This window comes from Streptomyces sp. NPDC060049 (assembly GCF_042736715.1).
Classification (GTDB): Bacteria; Actinomycetota; Actinomycetes; order Streptomycetales; family Streptomycetaceae; genus Streptomyces.
Map to the genome: position 1 here is coordinate 22,765 of NZ_JBHWVV010000019.1, position 17,414 is coordinate 40,178.

At 71.3% G+C, this 17,414-nt stretch carries 14 protein-coding genes and 2 pseudogenes; 9 read left to right on the forward strand and 7 right to left on the reverse strand.

Annotated features, from left to right (window positions below):
* The first annotated feature begins 49 nt into the window (after window positions 1–49).
* The 5 genes from ACFWBY_RS29620 to ACFWBY_RS29640 all read left to right on the forward strand — a co-directional run bounded on the left by ACFWBY_RS29620 (window position 50) and on the right by ACFWBY_RS29640 (window position 3,517).
* Window positions 50–394, forward strand: a complete 345-nt coding sequence (locus ACFWBY_RS29620; protein ID WP_385340209.1) for an STAS domain-containing protein — start codon at window positions 50–52, stop codon at window positions 392–394.
* Window positions 394–1,077 (forward strand): response regulator, encoded by a 684-nt coding sequence (locus ACFWBY_RS29625; protein WP_385340211.1) that lies wholly within the window; start codon window positions 394–396, stop codon window positions 1,075–1,077. The genes ACFWBY_RS29620 and ACFWBY_RS29625 overlap by 1 nt, the downstream gene beginning before the upstream one ends.
* Window positions 1,074–2,213 (forward strand): PAS domain S-box protein, encoded by a 1,140-nt coding sequence (locus tag ACFWBY_RS29630; protein ID WP_385340213.1) that lies wholly within the window; start codon window positions 1,074–1,076, stop codon window positions 2,211–2,213. Before ACFWBY_RS29625 ends, ACFWBY_RS29630 begins: the two co-directional genes overlap by 4 nt.
* A gap of 32 nt (window positions 2,214–2,245) precedes the next feature.
* The gene (locus ACFWBY_RS29635; RefSeq protein WP_385340215.1) at window positions 2,246–2,626 is read left to right on the forward strand and encodes a response regulator; all 381 of its coding nucleotides are present in this window, start codon (window positions 2,246–2,248) and stop codon (window positions 2,624–2,626) included.
* Window positions 2,627–2,776: 150 nt separating this feature from the next.
* On the forward strand, window positions 2,777–3,517 hold the full coding sequence (locus tag ACFWBY_RS29640) for a class I SAM-dependent methyltransferase (protein WP_385340217.1): 741 nt from the start codon (window positions 2,777–2,779) through the stop codon (window positions 3,515–3,517).
* A 354-nt stretch (window positions 3,518–3,871) separates the two neighbouring features.
* Here ACFWBY_RS29640 and ACFWBY_RS29645 read toward each other — a convergent pair whose 3' ends face one another.
* From ACFWBY_RS29645 to ACFWBY_RS29655, 3 genes and pseudogenes are all read right to left on the reverse strand, one after another.
* Window positions 3,872–4,681: a restriction endonuclease gene (locus tag ACFWBY_RS29645; protein WP_385340219.1), complete on the reverse strand. Its 810-nt coding sequence runs from the start codon at window positions 4,679–4,681 to the stop codon at window positions 3,872–3,874.
* Window positions 4,682–4,866: 185 nt separating this feature from the next.
* Window positions 4,867–5,448, reverse strand: coding sequence for a GNAT family N-acetyltransferase (locus tag ACFWBY_RS29650; RefSeq protein WP_385340220.1), 582 nt, complete (start codon window positions 5,446–5,448; stop codon window positions 4,867–4,869).
* Window positions 5,449–5,567: 119 nt separating this feature from the next.
* Window positions 5,568–5,723, reverse strand: a pseudogene (locus ACFWBY_RS29655) (DUF1622 domain-containing protein); the annotation flags it as partial.
* On the opposite strand from ACFWBY_RS29655, the gene ACFWBY_RS29660 reads away from it, so the two are divergent.
* From ACFWBY_RS29660 to ACFWBY_RS29670, 3 genes and pseudogenes are all read left to right on the forward strand, one after another.
* Window positions 5,668–6,261, forward strand: coding sequence for a CorA family divalent cation transporter (locus ACFWBY_RS29660; RefSeq protein WP_385340272.1), 594 nt, complete (start codon window positions 5,668–5,670; stop codon window positions 6,259–6,261). The pseudogene ACFWBY_RS29655 and the gene ACFWBY_RS29660 sit on opposite strands and share 56 nt — an antisense overlap.
* Window positions 6,262–6,721: 460 nt before the next feature.
* Window positions 6,722–7,906, forward strand: a pseudogene (locus ACFWBY_RS29665) (N-acetylmuramoyl-L-alanine amidase); the annotation flags it as partial.
* Window positions 7,883–8,821 carry an FG-GAP repeat domain-containing protein gene (locus ACFWBY_RS29670; RefSeq protein WP_385340274.1) on the forward strand — a complete coding sequence of 313 codons (939 nt, stop codon included), beginning with the start codon at window positions 7,883–7,885 and terminating at the stop codon, window positions 8,819–8,821. The pseudogene ACFWBY_RS29665 and the gene ACFWBY_RS29670, both read left to right, overlap by 24 nt.
* A 56-nt stretch (window positions 8,822–8,877) precedes the next feature.
* On the opposite strand, the gene ACFWBY_RS29675 is transcribed toward ACFWBY_RS29670, so the two are convergent.
* From ACFWBY_RS29675 to ACFWBY_RS29690, 4 genes are all read right to left on the reverse strand, one after another.
* On the reverse strand, window positions 8,878–9,894 hold the full coding sequence (locus ACFWBY_RS29675) for a LacI family DNA-binding transcriptional regulator (protein WP_385340222.1): 1,017 nt from the start codon (window positions 9,892–9,894) through the stop codon (window positions 8,878–8,880).
* A gap of 153 nt (window positions 9,895–10,047) precedes the next feature.
* Window positions 10,048–11,040, reverse strand: a complete 993-nt coding sequence (locus ACFWBY_RS29680; RefSeq protein ID WP_385340224.1) for a transcriptional regulator TrmB — start codon at window positions 11,038–11,040, stop codon at window positions 10,048–10,050.
* Between the two features lie 137 nt (window positions 11,041–11,177).
* The gene (locus ACFWBY_RS29685; RefSeq protein ID WP_385340226.1) at window positions 11,178–14,909 is read right to left on the reverse strand and encodes a S8 family serine peptidase; all 3,732 of its coding nucleotides are present in this window, start codon (window positions 14,907–14,909) and stop codon (window positions 11,178–11,180) included.
* Between the two features lie 203 nt (window positions 14,910–15,112).
* A complete protein-coding gene (locus ACFWBY_RS29690; protein ID WP_385340227.1) occupies window positions 15,113–15,442 on the reverse strand; it encodes a hypothetical protein in 330 nt (109 codons plus the stop codon).
* Window positions 15,443–15,889: 447 nt separating this feature from the next.
* On the opposite strand from ACFWBY_RS29690, the gene ACFWBY_RS29695 reads away from it, so the two are divergent.
* Window positions 15,890–17,413, forward strand: coding sequence for a sensor histidine kinase (locus tag ACFWBY_RS29695; RefSeq protein ID WP_385340229.1), 1,524 nt, complete (start codon window positions 15,890–15,892; stop codon window positions 17,411–17,413).
* Window position 17,414 lies beyond the last annotated feature (1 nt).

Sequence of the window (17,414 nt, forward strand, 5' to 3'; positions counted from 1 at the left end):
TGATGCCCATTACTCAGGCCGAGGGCTGCCGCATGAGAGAAGACGCAACGTGACCGGCCCGGTGTTCCAGGCCGGCACGGCACTCGACGCCAACGAGGCCGGTCTGCGGCTCGTCGGCGCGCTGGATCTGGACGGCGCCGCGCAGTTGCGTGCCGCCATCGCCGACTGCTTCGCGCGGCGGCCCGACCGTCTCGTGCTCGACCTGAGGGGCCTGCGGTTCTGCGACTGCGCGGGGCTCAACGTGCTGGTGGAGGCCAAAGCCACAGCGGCTAGGATCGGCACCGAGCTGCGTGTGGAGGGCGCCCGCCCGCAGGTGGCCCGACTCTTCGCCCTCGCCGGCGTCGACGAATTCTTCGCCGGCGCCGTGCCGCGTCTACCACCGAGGACCCTGTGATGCCTTCGACACCGCAGACCCCGCCGGACACCGTGCCGCGCGCCGCCGGGGAGCGCATCACCATCCTGCTCGTCGAGGACCACGACATGGTGGCCGAGGCGATCTGTCTCGCCCTGGACCGCACCGCCGATCTGGAGGTGGTCGGCCGCAGCCTGTCCGTGAAGGACGCGCTGGCCGACGCGGCCAGGCTGCGCCCCGCCGTCGTGGTGCTGGACCGGCGCCTGCCCGACGGTGACGGCATCGCCGCCATCACCGCGCTCAAGGCCGCCGCACCCGGCACCCGGGTGCTGGTCCTGACCGGCGAAGGGACTCCCGCGGTGGCCGCCCACGTCGCCGAGGCCGGTGGCTCGGGACTCATCCTCAAGGTCGACAATTTGGGCGACCTCCAGGACGGCGTACGCCTCGTGGCGGCGGGTGAAGTGGCCTTCAGCAAGGGGCTGCTCAGCGGAGCGCTGGACAGGCTCACCGGACGGACCGTCGGCTCGGGCACCACCCTCACCCCGCGCGAGCGCGAGACCCTCTGCCTGCTCGGCGACGGCCTGGGCACAGTTGAGATCAGCCGGCGGCTCGGCGTGGCCCTCAACACGGCCAGGAACCACATCCAGCGGGTCCTGGAGAAGCTCGGCGCCCGCTCCCAGCTGGAGGCGGTCGCCGTGGCCCGCCGTGAGGGCCTTCTGCCATGACCGGCGACAGCCCCGCCGGCCGAGGCGGCGTCCTCGCTCCGACGGAGACGGCGTTCACCCTGCTGGTCACGAGCGTCCTCGACTACGGCATCTTCATGCTCGACCCCGAAGGCCACGTGTCCAGTTGGAACGCCGGCGCGGAGCGCATCAAGGGTTTCCGCGCCGCGGACATCATCGGCAAACACTTCTCGGTCTTCTACCCGCCCGAGGACATCGCCGCCCGCAAGCCCCACATGGAGCTTGAAACGGCCATCGTCGACGGCCGGCTGGAGGACGAGGGCTGGCGCATCCGCAAGGACGGCTCCCGCTTCTGGGCCAACGTGGTCATCACCCCGCTCTTCGACGAGACCGGCGAACTGCGCGGCTTCGGCAAGGTCACGCGGGACATGACCGAGCGCCGCGCCGCCGAACAGGCGCTCACCGAACGCCGCCGCCTGTTCACCCACCTGGTACAGGCACAGGAGCTGGAACGCCGCCGCATCGCCTGGGACGTGCACGACGACTCCATCCAGGCCATGGTCGCCGTCGGCATGCGGCTACAGCTCCTCGCCGACCAGGCCGATGAGCCCTACGCGCGCGAACTCTCCCTGCTCGACGCATCGGTGCGCGAGGCCGTGAGCCGCCTGCGCAGCCTCACCTTCCGGCTCCAGCCGCCCGGCATCGACCGGCACGGCTTGGTCGAGGCCCTGTCCCAGCACCTCGACGACGTGGTGGCCGGGAGCTGGGGTCTGGAGCCGACCCTGGAACACGATCTGGAGAAGGAACCGGCCCCCGAGACCGCGATCACCATCTTCCGCATCGTGCAGGAGGCGCTGCTGAACGTGCGCAAACACGCCCGGGCGCGCACCGTACGGGTCAGCGTCACCATCGAGTACCGGGGCCTGCGGGTGCGGGTGGCCGACGACGGCACCGGCCACGCGGCGGTCGCCCCCAGGCCGCAGGAGCACTTCGGGCTGATGGAGATGCGGGAGAGGGCCGAGACCGCCGGCGGCTGGTGGACGATGCGTAGCGAGCCCGGCGCCGGCACGACGGTGGAGTTCTGGGTGCCCGACCTGCCGTCCGGCGAGCCGAACGGACCGTCCGGCCCACCCGTCAGGAGCTTCGACTCCCTGCTTGCCCCCGAAGGGCCGTCGTGACACCGCCCGCCACGCCCGAGGGGCCTCTGCGGGTGCTGATCTGTGACGACAACACCATGCTGCGTGCGGCGCTGGCAGAGGTCGTCCGGGCCCAGCCCGACCTCACCCTGGCCGGCGGCGCGGCCGACGCCGACGAGGCGATCCGGCTCGCCACCGCCCACCTGCCGCACGTGGTGGTGCTCGACGTGCGCTTCCCCGGCGGCGGCCCGTACACCGCCGAGCAGATCCTCCGGGCGGTCCCCGGTGTCCGCATCCTGGCGTTCTCCGCTTACGGCGACCAGGGCCCGCGCGCCGAGATGGCCGCGGTCGGAGTCGCGGGATACCTCGTCAAGGGCGTCGCCAACGCCCGGCTGCTGGCCGAGGTCCGTGCCCTGGGAGCCGAAGCCCTCGGGGCGGCGGGATCGGCCTGGTAGGACGGGGCCTTTGGACTCATCTGGGCGGTTCCCCGGGGATGTTCGTACCTTCCACCAGTACGAAGTCCCTCGGATGAGGGGGGAGACTTCCCGCCGAGGGCCGCGGCTCGTTCTGAGAGCCGACGCCACAAATCGAGGGGGGACACCACGATGAGTGGTCAGTTGTACGACGGCATCGGTGAAGCGTTCGAAGGCTTCAAGACCCTGCCCATCATTCGGTACACCGAAATACCGGGCTTCCTCGCCCTGGTCGGCGACGTCACCGGCAAGTCCGCACTCGACATCGCCTGCGGTACCGGCTTCTACAGCCGCGAGCTCAAGCGCCGCGGTGCGTCCCGTGTTCTCGGGTTCGACATCTCCACCGCGATGATCGACGCGGCCGATGCCCGCGAGCAGTCCGAGCCCCTCGGCATCGCGTACGAAGTCGGGGACACGGCCACCTTGCGGACCTTCGATCAGCCCTTCGACGTCGCTGTGGCCGTGCAGGCGTTCAACTACGCCGCCGATGTCGCCGAGATCGGGCGGATGATGCGCAACATCCGGCGCAGCCTCGTTCCCGGCGGAGCGTTCTACCTGTTCGTGCAGAACCCCGGCTTCGACTTCTCCGGCCCGTCGCTGGCCCCGTACGGGTTCCTGTGCGAGGCGACGGGCAAGGACAACGAGATCGGCCGGGGGACGCGGATCACGGCCCTGCTGGATCCGCCGGTCTCGTTCGAGGCCACCGCGCCGTCGAAGGAGACGTACGAGCAGACGCTGACGGCGGCCGGCTTCACCGGGATCGAATGGGTTCCGCTGGACGTCTCGGATGCCGGCGTGGAGAAGTACGGCGAGGAGTTCTGGGCGGACTACGCCGCGAACCGGCCGCTGATCATGATCCGGTGCACTGCCTGACCGATGAACTCCGGGGTCGGCCCCGCCGTTCGGGGCGGGGCCGACCAGGCGTCGGATCGTACGGAAGCCGCCTGCGGCGTTCGCGACGACGGCGAGGCCGCCGGCCAACGAATGCCCTGGCCGAGGTCAGCGCCTGCCTCGAAGGCGCCTGAGCATGCCGCGGGCCTGTTCCCGCTTGCGCGGGTCGGACGCCGCACGCCGCACCGAAGCGATCGTCCGCTGCCCCTGCGGACTGCGGCTGAACTGCTTGATCTTTGCGAAGAGTCCGGACACGAGCCCTCCCGGTGTAGTCCATCGTGACGCTACGTCGTGTGCCCCGGAACTCCCCCGCGAAACTGCGGGGGTGGCCCCGTCCTAAGCGTCGGCAGGCGCCACCCCTTCCGCCCCCGCCTCGGCGCGCGCCGAGGCAACCGCTTCCCAGGGAGGCGGCGTTCGCGACTCCGTCCACGCGGCCAGACCGTCGCCGTCGACGCAGACGATGCCGCACGTGGTGGCGTACTCGGCGGCCGGAGCGGTGAAGGCGCTGGTGGTCACGACGACCGCCACATCGGCCTCGTGGACGGCGAAACAGGTCCCGCCGAAGCGCTGGAGGTCCTGCGAACCGACCCGGTTGCCCTCGCCGTAGTGCTTGCACTGGATGACCACGCGCAGGCCCTCCGCCGTCGTGGCGATCACATCCGCGCCCAAGTCGCCCGCTCCGCCGACCACTTCCACCTGGGGGCAGCCGTCGCGGGCGCACAGAGCGGCGACCGTGTGCTCGAAGCCGTCGGCGTCCACCGCCGCGTGGTCCAGGGCGCCGGAGCTCAGCTCCGGCAGTGCGGCCGCCTGCGCCCCGGCTGCCGGCGGAGCGCAGAGTGGCGGCGCACCCGGCGCACCCGGCGCCGTCGGGCCGCCCGGCCCGCGCGTGCCCGGCCCGAGCGTGCGGGAGCGGCGTCGGCCCGGCGCCACGCTCCACCGCGCCAGCGCCACCCCGGCGGCCAGGATGACCACCGTGACGACCGGCATCACCGGTACGCCTCCGCCGCCCGCCTCCGCTGCCGTCCTGACGAACACGGCCGATCCGCCCAGGCAGATCCCCACCAGCCCCACCGCCAGTACGACGTCACGCCCCACCGACGCCGCGCCCTCGCCCCCACCGCGCCGGCGCCCTCCCGATGCCGTCATACGCCCCTCCTCACTCCGCGAGCCCCGACCCCTCGGCGGGCTGCGCCTCTCGCCACCCGGTACGGCCGATCACCGCCCCGGCGATGGCGGACCCGGAACGTCTCCCCTCGTCTGATCGGGATATCCGGATCCAAACGGCCCCGGCACACCGGGACTCCGCCGATCACGGCGGAGCCGAGCCGACGTCAGCGGCGGTCCGAACGGGCGGTGTTCCCGACGGAGGCGGGTCCGGAGCGGGTGAGACCCCACGTCTGCAGCTCGTAGGGTCGTCCCTTCTCCTCACCGGTGATCAACGGCACGTCGAGCAGTCGGAAGCCCGCCTTCGTGGCCACCGCGACGCTGGCGGTGTTCTCGGCCTCCAGCTCCAGGATCACCTGCTCCGGCCCCAGTCGGTCGAAGGCGTAGGCGGCCATCACCCGTACCGCTCGCGCCGCCAGCCCCCGGCCGCGGTGGGCCGGACCGACCGCGTAGCCGATCTCGGTCCCTTCGGGGGCACGCCGCAGCATCACCTCGCCGAGCGGTGCGTCGCCGTCGACGGTGATGGCGAGCAGGATCGCCGTGCCGTCCGCGCGCAACTGCCTTGCGCGGCCCAGGCGCACGCGGGCGGCCGCCTCGTCGAACGGGGAGACGATCGGGGTCCAGTAGGCGATATCGGGATGGTCGAAGAGCTCCGGCATCGCGGCCAGGTCCGCTTCCGTCCAGTCGCGCAGGACGAGCCCTTCTCCCGAGACCTCGATCCGCTCGGGGAACAACGATGTGCTGGTCATGCTGCAGGGCCTCTCTTGCCGATTCGTGACGAGGCAGGCTATCCGCGGGCGGACCGGGCCGGCACCTTCGTGTTCCGTGAGGGTCCCAGGACGTACCGGCGTCACGTGCGCGGCCCACGTCACACCGATGCGGGCTCGCGTCGGTCGCGCTCGATCTCGGCGCGCTCCAGCGCGATCTCCCGGGTGAGGAAGAAGTTCAGGACGGTGCGGATGGCGGCGATGGCTGCCGGCTGCCCGATCTCGGTGAAGCAGGGCGCGACCGCCGTGCGCAGGACACGGTTGCAAGGGCTGGGCGACGGCGAATTCGGCTGGGTGCGTCTGGTCGACCCGGCCGAGGAGGAGATCGTGCAATTGGCCGCGGAACTGGGCCTGCACCCCCTGGCGGTCGAGGACGCGGTCCAGGCGCGCCAGCGGCCGAAGCGAGAGCGCTTCGGCGACGTGCTGGCCGTCGCACCGAAGACCCTCTGGTACGTCGAGGAGGAAGCGGCGGTGGAGACGGGCGAGTTGATGCTCTTCGTCGGGCCGCGCTACGTACTCACCGTCCGTCATGGCGAGCTGGATCCCGCAGCCGAGGCGGCCCGCCGACTGGAAGCCGACCCGTCGGTGCTGCGCTTCGGACCCCTGTCGGTGGTCCACGCCGTCCTGGACGTCGTCGTCGACGCCTACAGCGAGGCCGCCGAGACGGTGCGCGCCGCGCTCGACCAGTTGGAGGACCGCGTCTTCTCGTCCTGTCGCGTCGACCACACCGAGGACATCTACTCGCTCCTTCCGCCGCAACGGCTGGCTCTGATCATCGGATCCGGGAGGGACTGAGGTTCTGGCCCCGCCGGTGGCGCGTCCGTCGCGTGAAGTCTCCGCGCGCCGGAGAAATCGATTTCACATACGACTGCCATGGCAGGCGCCGGACGTGCGTCAACGACTTCGACGTCCAGGGGCGCCGGCCGGGGAAGCATCGCCTGCAACGAGGCCCTCGTCAACCCCTTGAGCAACGGCGATGGTCGCCAATGGGCCCTTGCGCGGGCCAGCTTGCACAGAACGTTGACGTGTCCATGGCAGCTGTGTACGTTGCGCCTGAAATCGATTACAGCCTCTCACGGAACACCGCGGCGAACGTCAGCGCGCCCGGTTCCGCGGGGCCGTGACACCGCCCGGCCCCCTGCTGGTTCCCGACAGCCGACGGCTGCCGCGCCCTGCCCGGATCCGGGTGGCCCGGGTCGCTCGACCCTCGCGCCCCCTGGCTCGCACGGTCCGTTTCACCAGATCAGGAGAAGAGATGTCCAGCATCGGAAGACTACGGAGACGGATGCGCCTCGCCGCTTTCAGCGGCGCCCTCGTCACCGCGCTCACGCTCACCGCTCTGCCCGCCGGCGCCGCAGCGGCTGATCCCGTGCCGCTCGGAAGCGGCACGCTCAACCGGGCACTCGCCCAGGCGACTTCCGCCTACCAGGTCCCCCGGGATCTGCTCGCGGCCGTCGCGTACGCGGAGACCCACCTCGACGACCACGGCGGCGAGCCCAGCCACGCGGGTGGCTACGGTGTGATGCACCTGGTCAGCAACCCTGAGCGCGCCACCCTGGAGCTCGCCGCCGAGCTCACCGGCGAACCGGCCGGCGCACTGCGCACCGACACCGCGGCGAACATCCGTGGCGGGGCCGCGGTCCTGCGTCACTACGCCGACGAGCTGCGGCTCGGTTCCGAGGACCGCCGGGACATCGACACGTGGTACCCGGTCGTCGCGCGGTACAGCGGTGCCCGGGATGATCGGACGGCCAAGCTCTACGCCGACACGGTGTACGAGATCCTGGCCCAGGGCGTCCTGGCGAGAACGGACGCGGGCGAGCCCGTCGGCGTGGAGCGCCGGCCGGTGGCACCGGAGCGGGGCCGCTACGCCGACGTCCGCTCCCTCGACGACTCCACGGGCGACGGCGCCACTCAGCGGGAGGCGGGCGCCCTCAGCGCCGACTACCCGCCCGCGCGCTGGATTTCCGCCCATGCGGGGAACTACTCCGCGGGCCGGTCGTCCGCCATCACCAAGGTGGTCGTACACGTCACCCAGGGTTCGTACGCCGGCACCGTCAACTGGTTCCAGAACCCCTCCGCAGGAGTGAGCGCCCACTACGTGGTCCGCTCCTCCGACGGCGAGGTGACCCAGATGGTCCGCGACGGCGACACCGCGTACCACGCGCGGTCCGCCAACGCGTACGCGGTGGGCATCGAACACGAGGGCTACGTCGACAACCCCTCGTGGTTCACCGACGCCATGTACCGGTCCTCAGCCGATCTCACCCGCCATCTGGCGAACCGCTACGGCATTCCCAAGACCCGGGCGTACATCGTCGGCCACAGCGAGGTGCCCGGCAACGATCACACCGACCCGGGGCCCAACTGGAACTGGAACTACTACATGCAGCTGGTCAACGGTGGCGGCCGATCGATGCTCGGTGGCTCGCCGGCGGACTTCAACGGCGACGGCAAGGACGATGTGGTGACCTTCACCCACGGGCCGTTGGCGGACGTGTACGTGGCGACGGCGACGGGTTCGGCCTTCTCCGGCACGTCGGTCAAGTGGAACGACTACTTCGGGCTGACCGGGGAGACGCCGCTGAGCGGGGATTTCAACGGTGACCGCAAGGACGACATCGTCACCTTCACCCACGGCCCCAACAACGATGTGTACGTGGGGCTGTCCAACGGCTCCTCGTTCGGCGGGGGCCGGAAGTGGAACGACTTCTTCGCGCTGAACGGCGAGGTGCCGGCGACAGGGGACTTCAACGGTGACGGCAAGGACGACATCGTCACCTTCACCCACAACGCGACGGCCGACGTCTACGTGGGGTTGTCGAACGGCTCCTCGTTCGGAGGCGGCCAGAAGTGGCACGACTTCTTCGCTCCGGCGGGGGAGTTCCCGGCGGTCGGGGACGTCAACGGCGACGGCAAGGACGACATCATCACGTTCACGCAGGGCAGCAACGCCGACGTGTACGTGGCGTTGTCGACGGGCTCGTCGTTCGCTCCGTCGAGGAAGGTGCACGACTTCTTCGCACCGGGGACGGAACAGCCCCGGGTGGGGGACGTGAACGGTGACGGCAGGGACGACATCATCACGTTCACGCAGGGCGGCAACGCCGATGTGTACGTGGCGTTCTCCGACGGTTCGAACTTCACGGGCGGGGGCAAGGCCAATGACTTCTTCGCCCTCTCCGGCGAGTACCCGTACGTGGGCGACTACAACGGTGACGGCAGGGACGACATCGTGACGTTCACCCACACCGCCTCCGCGGACGTCTACGTGGGGCTGTCGAACGGCTCGTCGTTCGGCGGCGGCCAGAAGTGGCACGACTACTTCGGACTGCCCGGCGAGACCACCTTCTAGCGCGAGAGCACCTTCCAGCTTCCAACTGAGGAGGCCGCGAACGAACGGGCCGGCGGTCACGGACGGGGCGACGGCCGCTTCGAACTCGAACGGACGTGGAGGGTCGTCTGCAGGACCACCGTCTGACGGGGCCCGTCCTTGTCGGAGATACGGTCCAGCAGAAGACCGACGGCGGTCCGGCCCGCGTCGTACGACGGTGGCCGGACCGTGGACAGTGACGGTCCGGCCAGGGTGCCCCGGGGCGCGTCGCCGAAGGTCAGCACACCGGTCCTCGGCGGCTCCCGGTCCGCGGCTCGCAGCGCCTCGAGGACGCCGACCGCCATGAGGTCGTTCGTCACGAACACCGCGTCCGGCGGCTCCTCGAGCGCCAGCAGGTCGTCCATCGCGTCCCGGCCGCCCTCCGGCCCGAGATCGGCGTACCGGATGAGCTCCCTCGACTGCGCGTGATCCCGGCCCAGTTCGCGCAAGTGCTCACCCATGGCGACGCGGTATCCGGTGAGCCGTTCCTCCGCGGTGGAGGTGCCTTCCGGACCCGTGACGCACGCTATGCGGCGGTAGCCGCCGCGCAGCAGGTGTGCGGTGGCCTGCTCACCACCGTGCTGGTTGTCGATCACGACGGCGTCGACGGCTGCCCCCAGTGGCCGCCGGTCGACCGCGACCACGGGCATCCCGGTGAACGGCGACAGGTCGGTGCGGCTGCGAGAGGCGACCGCGATGATCACGCCGGCCATCTGCTCGGCCTGGGCGGTGTCGAGGTAGCGTCGCTCCTTGTCGAGGTCCTCGTCGCTGTTGCAGAGGACGACCGAATGGTTCTTCTGCTGGGCGGCGTCCTCGACGCCACGCGCCAGTGAGGAGAAGTAGGGGTCGGTGATGTCCGGGATGATCAGGCTGATCACGCTGGACCGCTGCATCCGCAGGGCCCGGGCCACCCGGTTCGGCGCGAAACGCAGTTCGGCCGCGGACCGCAGGACGCGTTCGGCGAGCTCGGCGGTGACCCGCCCGCCGTTGAAGACCCGGGAGACGGTCGCGGCCGACACCCCGGCGGCCCGTGCCACGTCATTGATCGTTGCCACAGCGCTGGAGAGCCCCTCATCCGGGCGCGGGAGCTGCCCGCGCGACATGTGTAGCGTCCAAGAACTGTACGGGCGCGGCCCCCCGGCGGCGATCAGCCGGTCGGTGGCGGCCCGGGCCGCTCGCCGACGTACGGGTGAACAGCGCGGGACCAGTCAGAGCGGCCCCACCCAGCCGTGCCGGACGGCGTGACCTCCGAGCTGCATCCGGGTCCGGACTCCGGCCACGTCCATGAGGTGGCGCAGGCGTCGGTGCAGGGTCCGCGGTGACAGACCGAGTTGTGCCGCGGCCGTCAGGTCGGTCAGGCCGGCCAGGAGGAGCGCGAGGATCCTGCGGTCGAGGTCGGTCGGACCCTGCGCCCCGAGCTCGACGGTGGATTCGGCCTCTCCGCCGGTGTCCGACAGCTCGAACGGATGGGCGGTTCGCCATACCGTCTCGAACAGCGCGTCCAGCGCGTCCAACAGGCCGCTGCGGTGCAGGAGCACGGCGCCGGGCTCTCCGTCCGGCGTGACCGCGAGCGGGACGAGGCCGAGGTCGGCGTCGGCCAGCACGAGTTTCATCGGGAGCTGGTCGGCGACCCGCAGGTGCACGCCGTTGCGCAGGGCGTTGACCGCATCGTCGATGATGCCCGGCTCTGCGAGCACGGCCCGGTCCAGTACCGCCCGGAATCGGACCCCGCGGCCGAGGGCCACGGGTTCGGCCGTGTTCTCGTCGGGCGGAAGGGCGACGAACGGCGCGGTGATGAAGCTCCGGACCTGCGTGCGGGCCGCCTGCTGCACCTGGAGGAAGCGGTGGCGGATGGCGTCGACACCCGTGACGACCTCGATCAGATCGCTGATGCTGTTCCCGGTCATCGCCGCCCGGTGTTCCTCGGCGAAGGTCACCAGTGCCTGCTCGGCCAGGCGCAAACCGTCCCGGCGCTCGCTGATGAGAGCGCCGAGGGCCATGGCGGGCGGCGCGGCGGTGAACCGTTCGTCCGCCGACCTGGTCACGAGCCCCCACCCGACCAGGCGGGACAGTGCCGTGGCAACAGCGACCGGCGGCTGGTCGAGCAGGTCCGCGAGCAGGGCCGCGGTGGAGTCGGGTCGTCCGAGCAGCGCCCGGTAGACACGTTCGTCATCGGGTTCGAGGCCCAGAACATCCAGCATCGGCGACCGACTCTCTTTCGCTTGCCGCAGCGGGGAGAGTATGCGCCATGGTGGCAGATTTTGAATAGTGCCTGCTGGGAGCAGGTCTGACGGGAAGTGCCCCGGGGAGTCGCCTCCCCGGGGCCCGACGCTGGGGTTCATCGCAGGCCGTACGCCCGGATGATCTCGTTCTTGACGCCGAAGCCGCTGTCCGTCCCGGCGCTCGCGCGCAGGGAGACGAAGCCGCCCGGCTTCTTGGCCGTCGTGAACGAGCCCGTCCAGGAGCCGCCGGCGCCCTTGGCCAGGGTCACCTTCTGCCAGGTGGCGCCGTCGTCGTACGAGACGTCCAGCGTCACCGCGGTGGCGGTGCCCGGCACGGTGTCGAGGTTCATGGACACCGGCTTGAGGGCGATCTGCTGCCGCGCACCGGCCTTGACGTCGCCGTGCAGGTCCGACTCCAGCTCGTAGTCCAGGTTCAGCACCGAGAACGGCTCGAAGGAGTCCGAGTCGACGGTGTCCGACATGAAGGTCCACTCGGTGTGGGTGCGCGTCGACAGCCGGAAGAGGTCGCCGGGCCGCTCGGCGTCGAGGACCGCCCGGTAGGGCAGGTTGCCCGCCGGCACCTCGTGCCACTGCATGTCCCCGCTGACCGGGTTGTCGTGGATCAGCGTGTCGCCCTGGAACACCTGCAGGTGGGACGGGGTCTCACCCCAGGGCAGGTAGCCGCCCAGCCGCATGACGTCGCTGGCGGAGGCCCACGCCTGCACATTCCAGGTCATGTAGTTCTGCCAGCGGGAGTTGTAGACCCCGAAGGACTCGCTCTGGGCGGGCCGGGTCGCCGGGGCGAACCAGTCCAGCCGGGTCGTGCTGCCCTTGGCGTACGTGTTGTCGCCCGAGACCATCGACCACGGCAGGGCCGTGTCGACGCCCTGCGTGTGGAACTCCCTCCAGACCTGGCCCGGAGTCACCCACTCCGTGCGGGTGCCCGGGTGCCGCTCGACCTCGGGGAGGTTGAACGACGGGCTGAGGGTGAAGTCGGAGCGGTAGCCCTCCGCCAGCCGGCCGCCCGCGGCGGAGTGGTAGCGGGCGTCGATCCGGGCGAGGTCGCCCTTGGCCGGCTTGTAGACCAGAGCCCGGTCCGGCACCTGGCCGGGGTAGTCCCGGGTCAGGTCGTAGACGAACGGCGTGTGCTCGACCTGCTTGACCGTCAGCTTGTGGACGCCTGCCTTCGCCATGGAGACGAGGGCCTTGCCCGCGTCGCGGTGCACGGTGGCGACCGGGATGGCCGACTCGCCGACGTACTCCATCAGGCGACCGACACCGTCGTGGACCACGATCAGCGCCTTCGCACCGGCCGCGACCGCGGCCTCGGCGCGCTCCTGCGGCGAGACCTCGTCGCTGCGGTCGACGACGACCACCCTGCCCTTGGCCTTGACCTTCTTGTACGCGGCAGGCGAGCCGTTGCCCGCGTAGACGACGTCCAGCCTGTCCGTGGCCGTGCCCAGGGCGCTGCCCGCCTGGACCAGCGCGTCGAGCCGGAGCCGATCGCCCGGCGTGCTGAGTCCGAGCTGCGGCTCACCCTTGCGCCAACGGGTGATCAGCATGAACTCGCCCTGCTTCATCGCCTCCGTCGGTGCGACGTAGACGTCGTCGTACGTCGGCGGCAGCACGTACGCGCTGCGGTAGTCCAGGTACGGGTCGAGGCCCTCGTAGTGGACGTTGAAGTCGACCTTGCGCTGACGGTCCTCGGTGCGCTCCGGCGCCTCGGTCTGCAACAGGTGCGCCTTGCTCGCGTCCAGCACGACCTCGGCGGAGCGGTCCTTCAGTACGGTCTCCGGGTCGACCAGGACGGCCATGCCCGAGCGGTCCGCCTGCTCGCCGGCCACGTCGAGGTACCCCGCGACGGTGTACGTGCCGGGCGCCATGCGCATGGTGGTCGATCCCTCGACGTACACCGTCCACGGCCAGACGTCGCCGGCGAGGTTGACTCCGACCCAGCCGGCGGCCGGCTTGCCGTTGCGGCCGACCAGCTCGATGTTCAGGTCGTAGCGCTCCTCCTCCTCGAGGAGCGCCACGGACGTGCGGGTCACCGGCTGCCCGGTGGCCGCGTCGGTGGCCGTCACGTAGCCGACGTGCCGGCCCGCCGGAACGGACCGCGGGTCACCGGTCACCGGGACGGCGGCGGCGCCGCCCGCCGGGACGCTCACCGTGGTGGCTCCCAGGGTGAACGGGCCGCCACCGGTCAGCGCCAGGTTCAGCGTGACGGCGGCGGATCCGGTGTTGGTGAAGGTCAGGTCCTTGGTGACGGCGACGTCGCTCGGCTCGTGCGGCCAGGTGTAGTTGCCGAAGAACAGCGATCCGGTGCCGCGGACCGTGGTGCGCACGGCGGCGGCCACGTCGAGACGGCCGGCACCGACCTCGTAGGGCGAGTACCCGCCGTCCAGGCCCTTCGCGGTGCTCATCAGGTGTTCCTTGAGCTGCGCGCCGGTCCAGTCCGGGTGCTGCTGGGCGAGGATCGCCGCCGCGCCGACCACGTGCGGGGTGGCCATCGAAGTGCCGCTGATGGTGCGGTAGGCACCCTCGCCACCGCCGGTCATCTGCGACGAGCGGGCCGCGGTGATGTCGACGCCGGGCGCCGCGATGTCCGGCTTCATGCCGCCGGTGCGGGTCAGCGGGCCGGTGCTGGAGAAGCTCGCGAGCCGGTCCTCCTTGTCCGTGGCGGCCACGGTCAGCGCCGAGGCGGCCGCGCCCGGGGCGGAGATGGTCTGCGGTCCCGAGTTGCCGGCGGCTATGACGAACAGCGTGCCGTACTGCGCGGACAGCGCGTCGACCGTCTGCGACATCGGGTCGGTGCCGTCCGACGGGTAGGAGTCGCCGAGGCTCATGTTGACGACGTCCGCACCGGTCTCGGCGGCCCACTGCATGCCGGCCATGATCCAGGAGTCCTGGCCGTAGCCCTCCGCCCCGCCGAGCACCTTGCCGACGTAGAGGTCGGCGCCGGGAGCGACGCCCTTGTTGTCGCCTCCCGAGGCGGCGCCCGAGCCGACGATCGTGCCGGCCACGTGCGTGCCGTGCCCGTTGACGTCGGTGACGGCCTCACCCGGCACGAAGCTGGCCGTGCCGTCGATCAGGCCGGCGAAGTCGGGGTGGTTGACATCGATGCCGGTGTCGAGCACCGCGACCTTGACACCCTTGCCGGTGTAGCCGGCCGCCCACGCCTCGGGCGCGCCGATCAACGGCACGCTCTCCTTCAGGCTGGCCTTCACCCGGCCGTCGAGCCACAGCTTCGCCACGCCGGCGCCCAGTGTGGCGCTGCCCTGCGGCGCGACGGAGTTCCAGAAGCTGCGGGCCTCCCGCTTCTCGGTGCTGAGCACGGCACCGCCGATGCTCCCCAGCTTGCGGGTCAGCTTGCTGCCCCGGGGGGTCGTCGGCTCGACGGCCGCACCGGACCTCGACCGGGCGTAGGTCGCGATCAGCGGGACCGCGGCCGACTTCGCGTCGTCGTAACCCATCTCGATCAGGTCGGTGACGTTGAACAGCCGCCGGTCGAGCCTGTCCGTGCCCAGCAGCGGCACGACTTCGTCCGGGACGACGAACAGGTCCCCCTTGATCTGCTGGACCTTCACGCCGCCGACGGCGTTGTCCGGCCGGTCGACGTCGGCGGTCTGCTTGCCGTCGGCCATGGTGGTGACCGTGACGACGTCGCCGGTGACCAGGGTGACCTTGTGGGTCGCCGAGGACCCGGCGGGAACGGGCGGTTTGGCCGGAGCGGCTTGTGCGGGCACGTGGAGAACCGCGAGCGCCGACGCCAGCAGCGGCACCGCGGCGGCGGCCGAGACCAGCTGCCGGCGCCTGCGCCGCGAGGCGGAAGACTGAGTGGAGGAGGACATGCCATGGGTCTATCGACCAGCGGCAACGGTGTGAAGGCCGCAGGGCGGCAAGTCCCCGCCATGGCGAGTACTTGCCAGCCGTAAACCGCGCGATTCCAGGCAAGACGGCCGCGTGGGACAGCGTGCGCGTCAGGTGGCGACCCCTGTGCGGGGTGCGGCCCGGACCCGTGCCCGACCGGGACGGCCGGGCTGTTCGGGAGACGTCAGTGGTTGTGCCGCGCGCCGTGTTCCAGCCACTGGGGCCGGGCCGTTGCGGCATCGTGGCCGAGGAGCGGCAGCGGTGCCTGTTCGCCGGGTGCGGTCGCGGTGAGGGGGATGCCGAGGCTCTGGCACATCCGGGAGGCGCGGGCCAGCGCACTGAGGGTCATGGGGGACGGGGCGCGGGCCGGCAGCTCGATCGCGACCCGGGAAGGGCGGTGCGCGTGGACGAGCGACTCGATCTGCAAGGCGGCCGCGGCTCGGTTGGTGACGTCCAGCTCGTGCAGGATCTTCACGTGCAGGGTGTCTTCGGTGAAGTGGTGACTGACGAGCATGCTGCGCCTCCCGTGCGCCGGGATCCGAACGGCACCAGCGGTGGGGGTGCCCGGTACCAGTGTGGGGCAGGGTCAGGGGCCTCGCACGGATGAGTCCGCACGGCCGGCGGCCCCTGGAGGCGCGCCCGCGATCACGCGCGATGCCACCCATAGCGCATTTCCGTCCGGGGCACCACTCCACAGCGATGCAATCCGGCCGTCACCGAGCGCGAGGGGAGTGCGGATACCCCCACCGCGAACCGACCGGCACGCCGTCGACCTCCCGCTATGGCGCCGCGGGCCGCGGGCGGGTCCCCGAGGGTGCCGGAATGCGGCGCGGCCGATGGCGCATATCGGTTCCTCCGGTCCGATGAACTCCAACGAAAGCGTGCGTGCGGGAAGTTGGGCGAAGTTATGCTCCCGCCCACCGGTCAGAAGGTCACCCTTTTCGATATTTCGAGGACGCCGATGGAGCAAAGAGGCATTCCACCCGAAACCTCCCACCCAGCAGGGGAAACGAGCCGGACGCTGCCCGCTGTCGCCGTCGTGGCCGCCGCCTGCCTCGCCGGGGCGCTCGCTTCCTCCTCGGCGACGGGCGGCACCGTCCTGATCGCCGTGGGCGCCGCGTGCACCGCGGCGGCGTTCGTCGAAGCGGTACGGCGGGGCCGCGCGCTCGCCGCCCGGAGCGCCCAGCTCGCGGCTCTCCAGCACACCCTGTCGCGGCAGGAGACCGAGGCGGTCCGCCTGTCCGCGGTGGTGCTGCCCGAGGCCATCGAGCGATTGCGCAAGGGCGAGCCGGCCGAGGAGGTGCTGACCTCCCTGGGAGGGCGCGCCGGACCCGGCAACCGCTGGGGCGACGACACGGCCCTGACCCCGCGCTTCAGAGCCGCCCTGCAGGCCGTGCTGGCCCACGTCATCGACGCGGTCGACAACGAGGAGAGCCTTCGCGACTCGGCGCAGCGGGCCTTCGTGAACGTCGCCCGCCGCGTGCAGGCGATCGTCCACCAACAGGCCCACGAGATGCGTGAGATGGAGGACCGGCACGGCAGCAATCCGGACGTCTTCGGCGACCTTCTGCGACTGGACCACGGCACCGCCCTGATCGGCAGGCTCGCCGACTCCATCTCGGTCCTCGGCGGTGCGCGCCCCGGCCGCCAGTGGAGCAGGGCCGTCACCTTGTACAGCGTGATGCGCGGCGCGATGTCGAGGATCATCGACTACCAGCGGGTGGAACTCCACTCGGTCTCCGAGGTCGCCGTCGTCGGCCCGGTCGTCGAGCCGCTGATCCACACCCTCGCGGAGCTGCTGGACAACGCCACCCGGTACTCACCGCCGCACACCCGGGTCCACCTCACCGCCGTCGAGGTGCAGTCGGGCATCGCCGTGGAGATCGAGGACGGCGGCCTGAGCATGAGTGAGGAGGCCCGCGGACGCGCCGAGAAGATGCTCGCGCAGGCGCAGTCCGGCATCGACCTCAACGACCTGGGCGAGACGCCCCGGCTGGGTCTGGCGGTGGTCGGCCGGCTGGCGCAGGCGTACGGGTTCCAGGTCTCCCTGCGCTCTTCCGCGTACGGCGGCGTCCGCGCCGTGGTGATCGTGCCGCAGCACCTGATCACCACGGCGTCCGCGGCGACCGGTCTCGCCCACGGCATCGGCTCCTCCTCGGGGCCCAGGGCCCTGGCCGCCGCGTCGCGCGAACACCCCGACCGCCCGCCGGCCGGCGTGTTCGCGCCCCGGTCGGCTCCGGCGGCCGGGCCGGTGCCCGTCAGCGGCGGTCCGGCCAACGCGCTTACCGCCACCGGCCTGCCGCAGCGACGCAGGAAGGACCGTGTCACCACCTACGACACCCGGCCCGCCGGGGGAGCGCAGCAAGAGAGCGACGGCGGCCCCGGAATGTGGCTGGAGGCTTTCCACAGCGGACTGTCCGGCGAGCCCGGCAAAGACGTGCAGGGCGCCCAGGACGCGTCGGGCTCAGCGACCAAAGGGGCGTAAA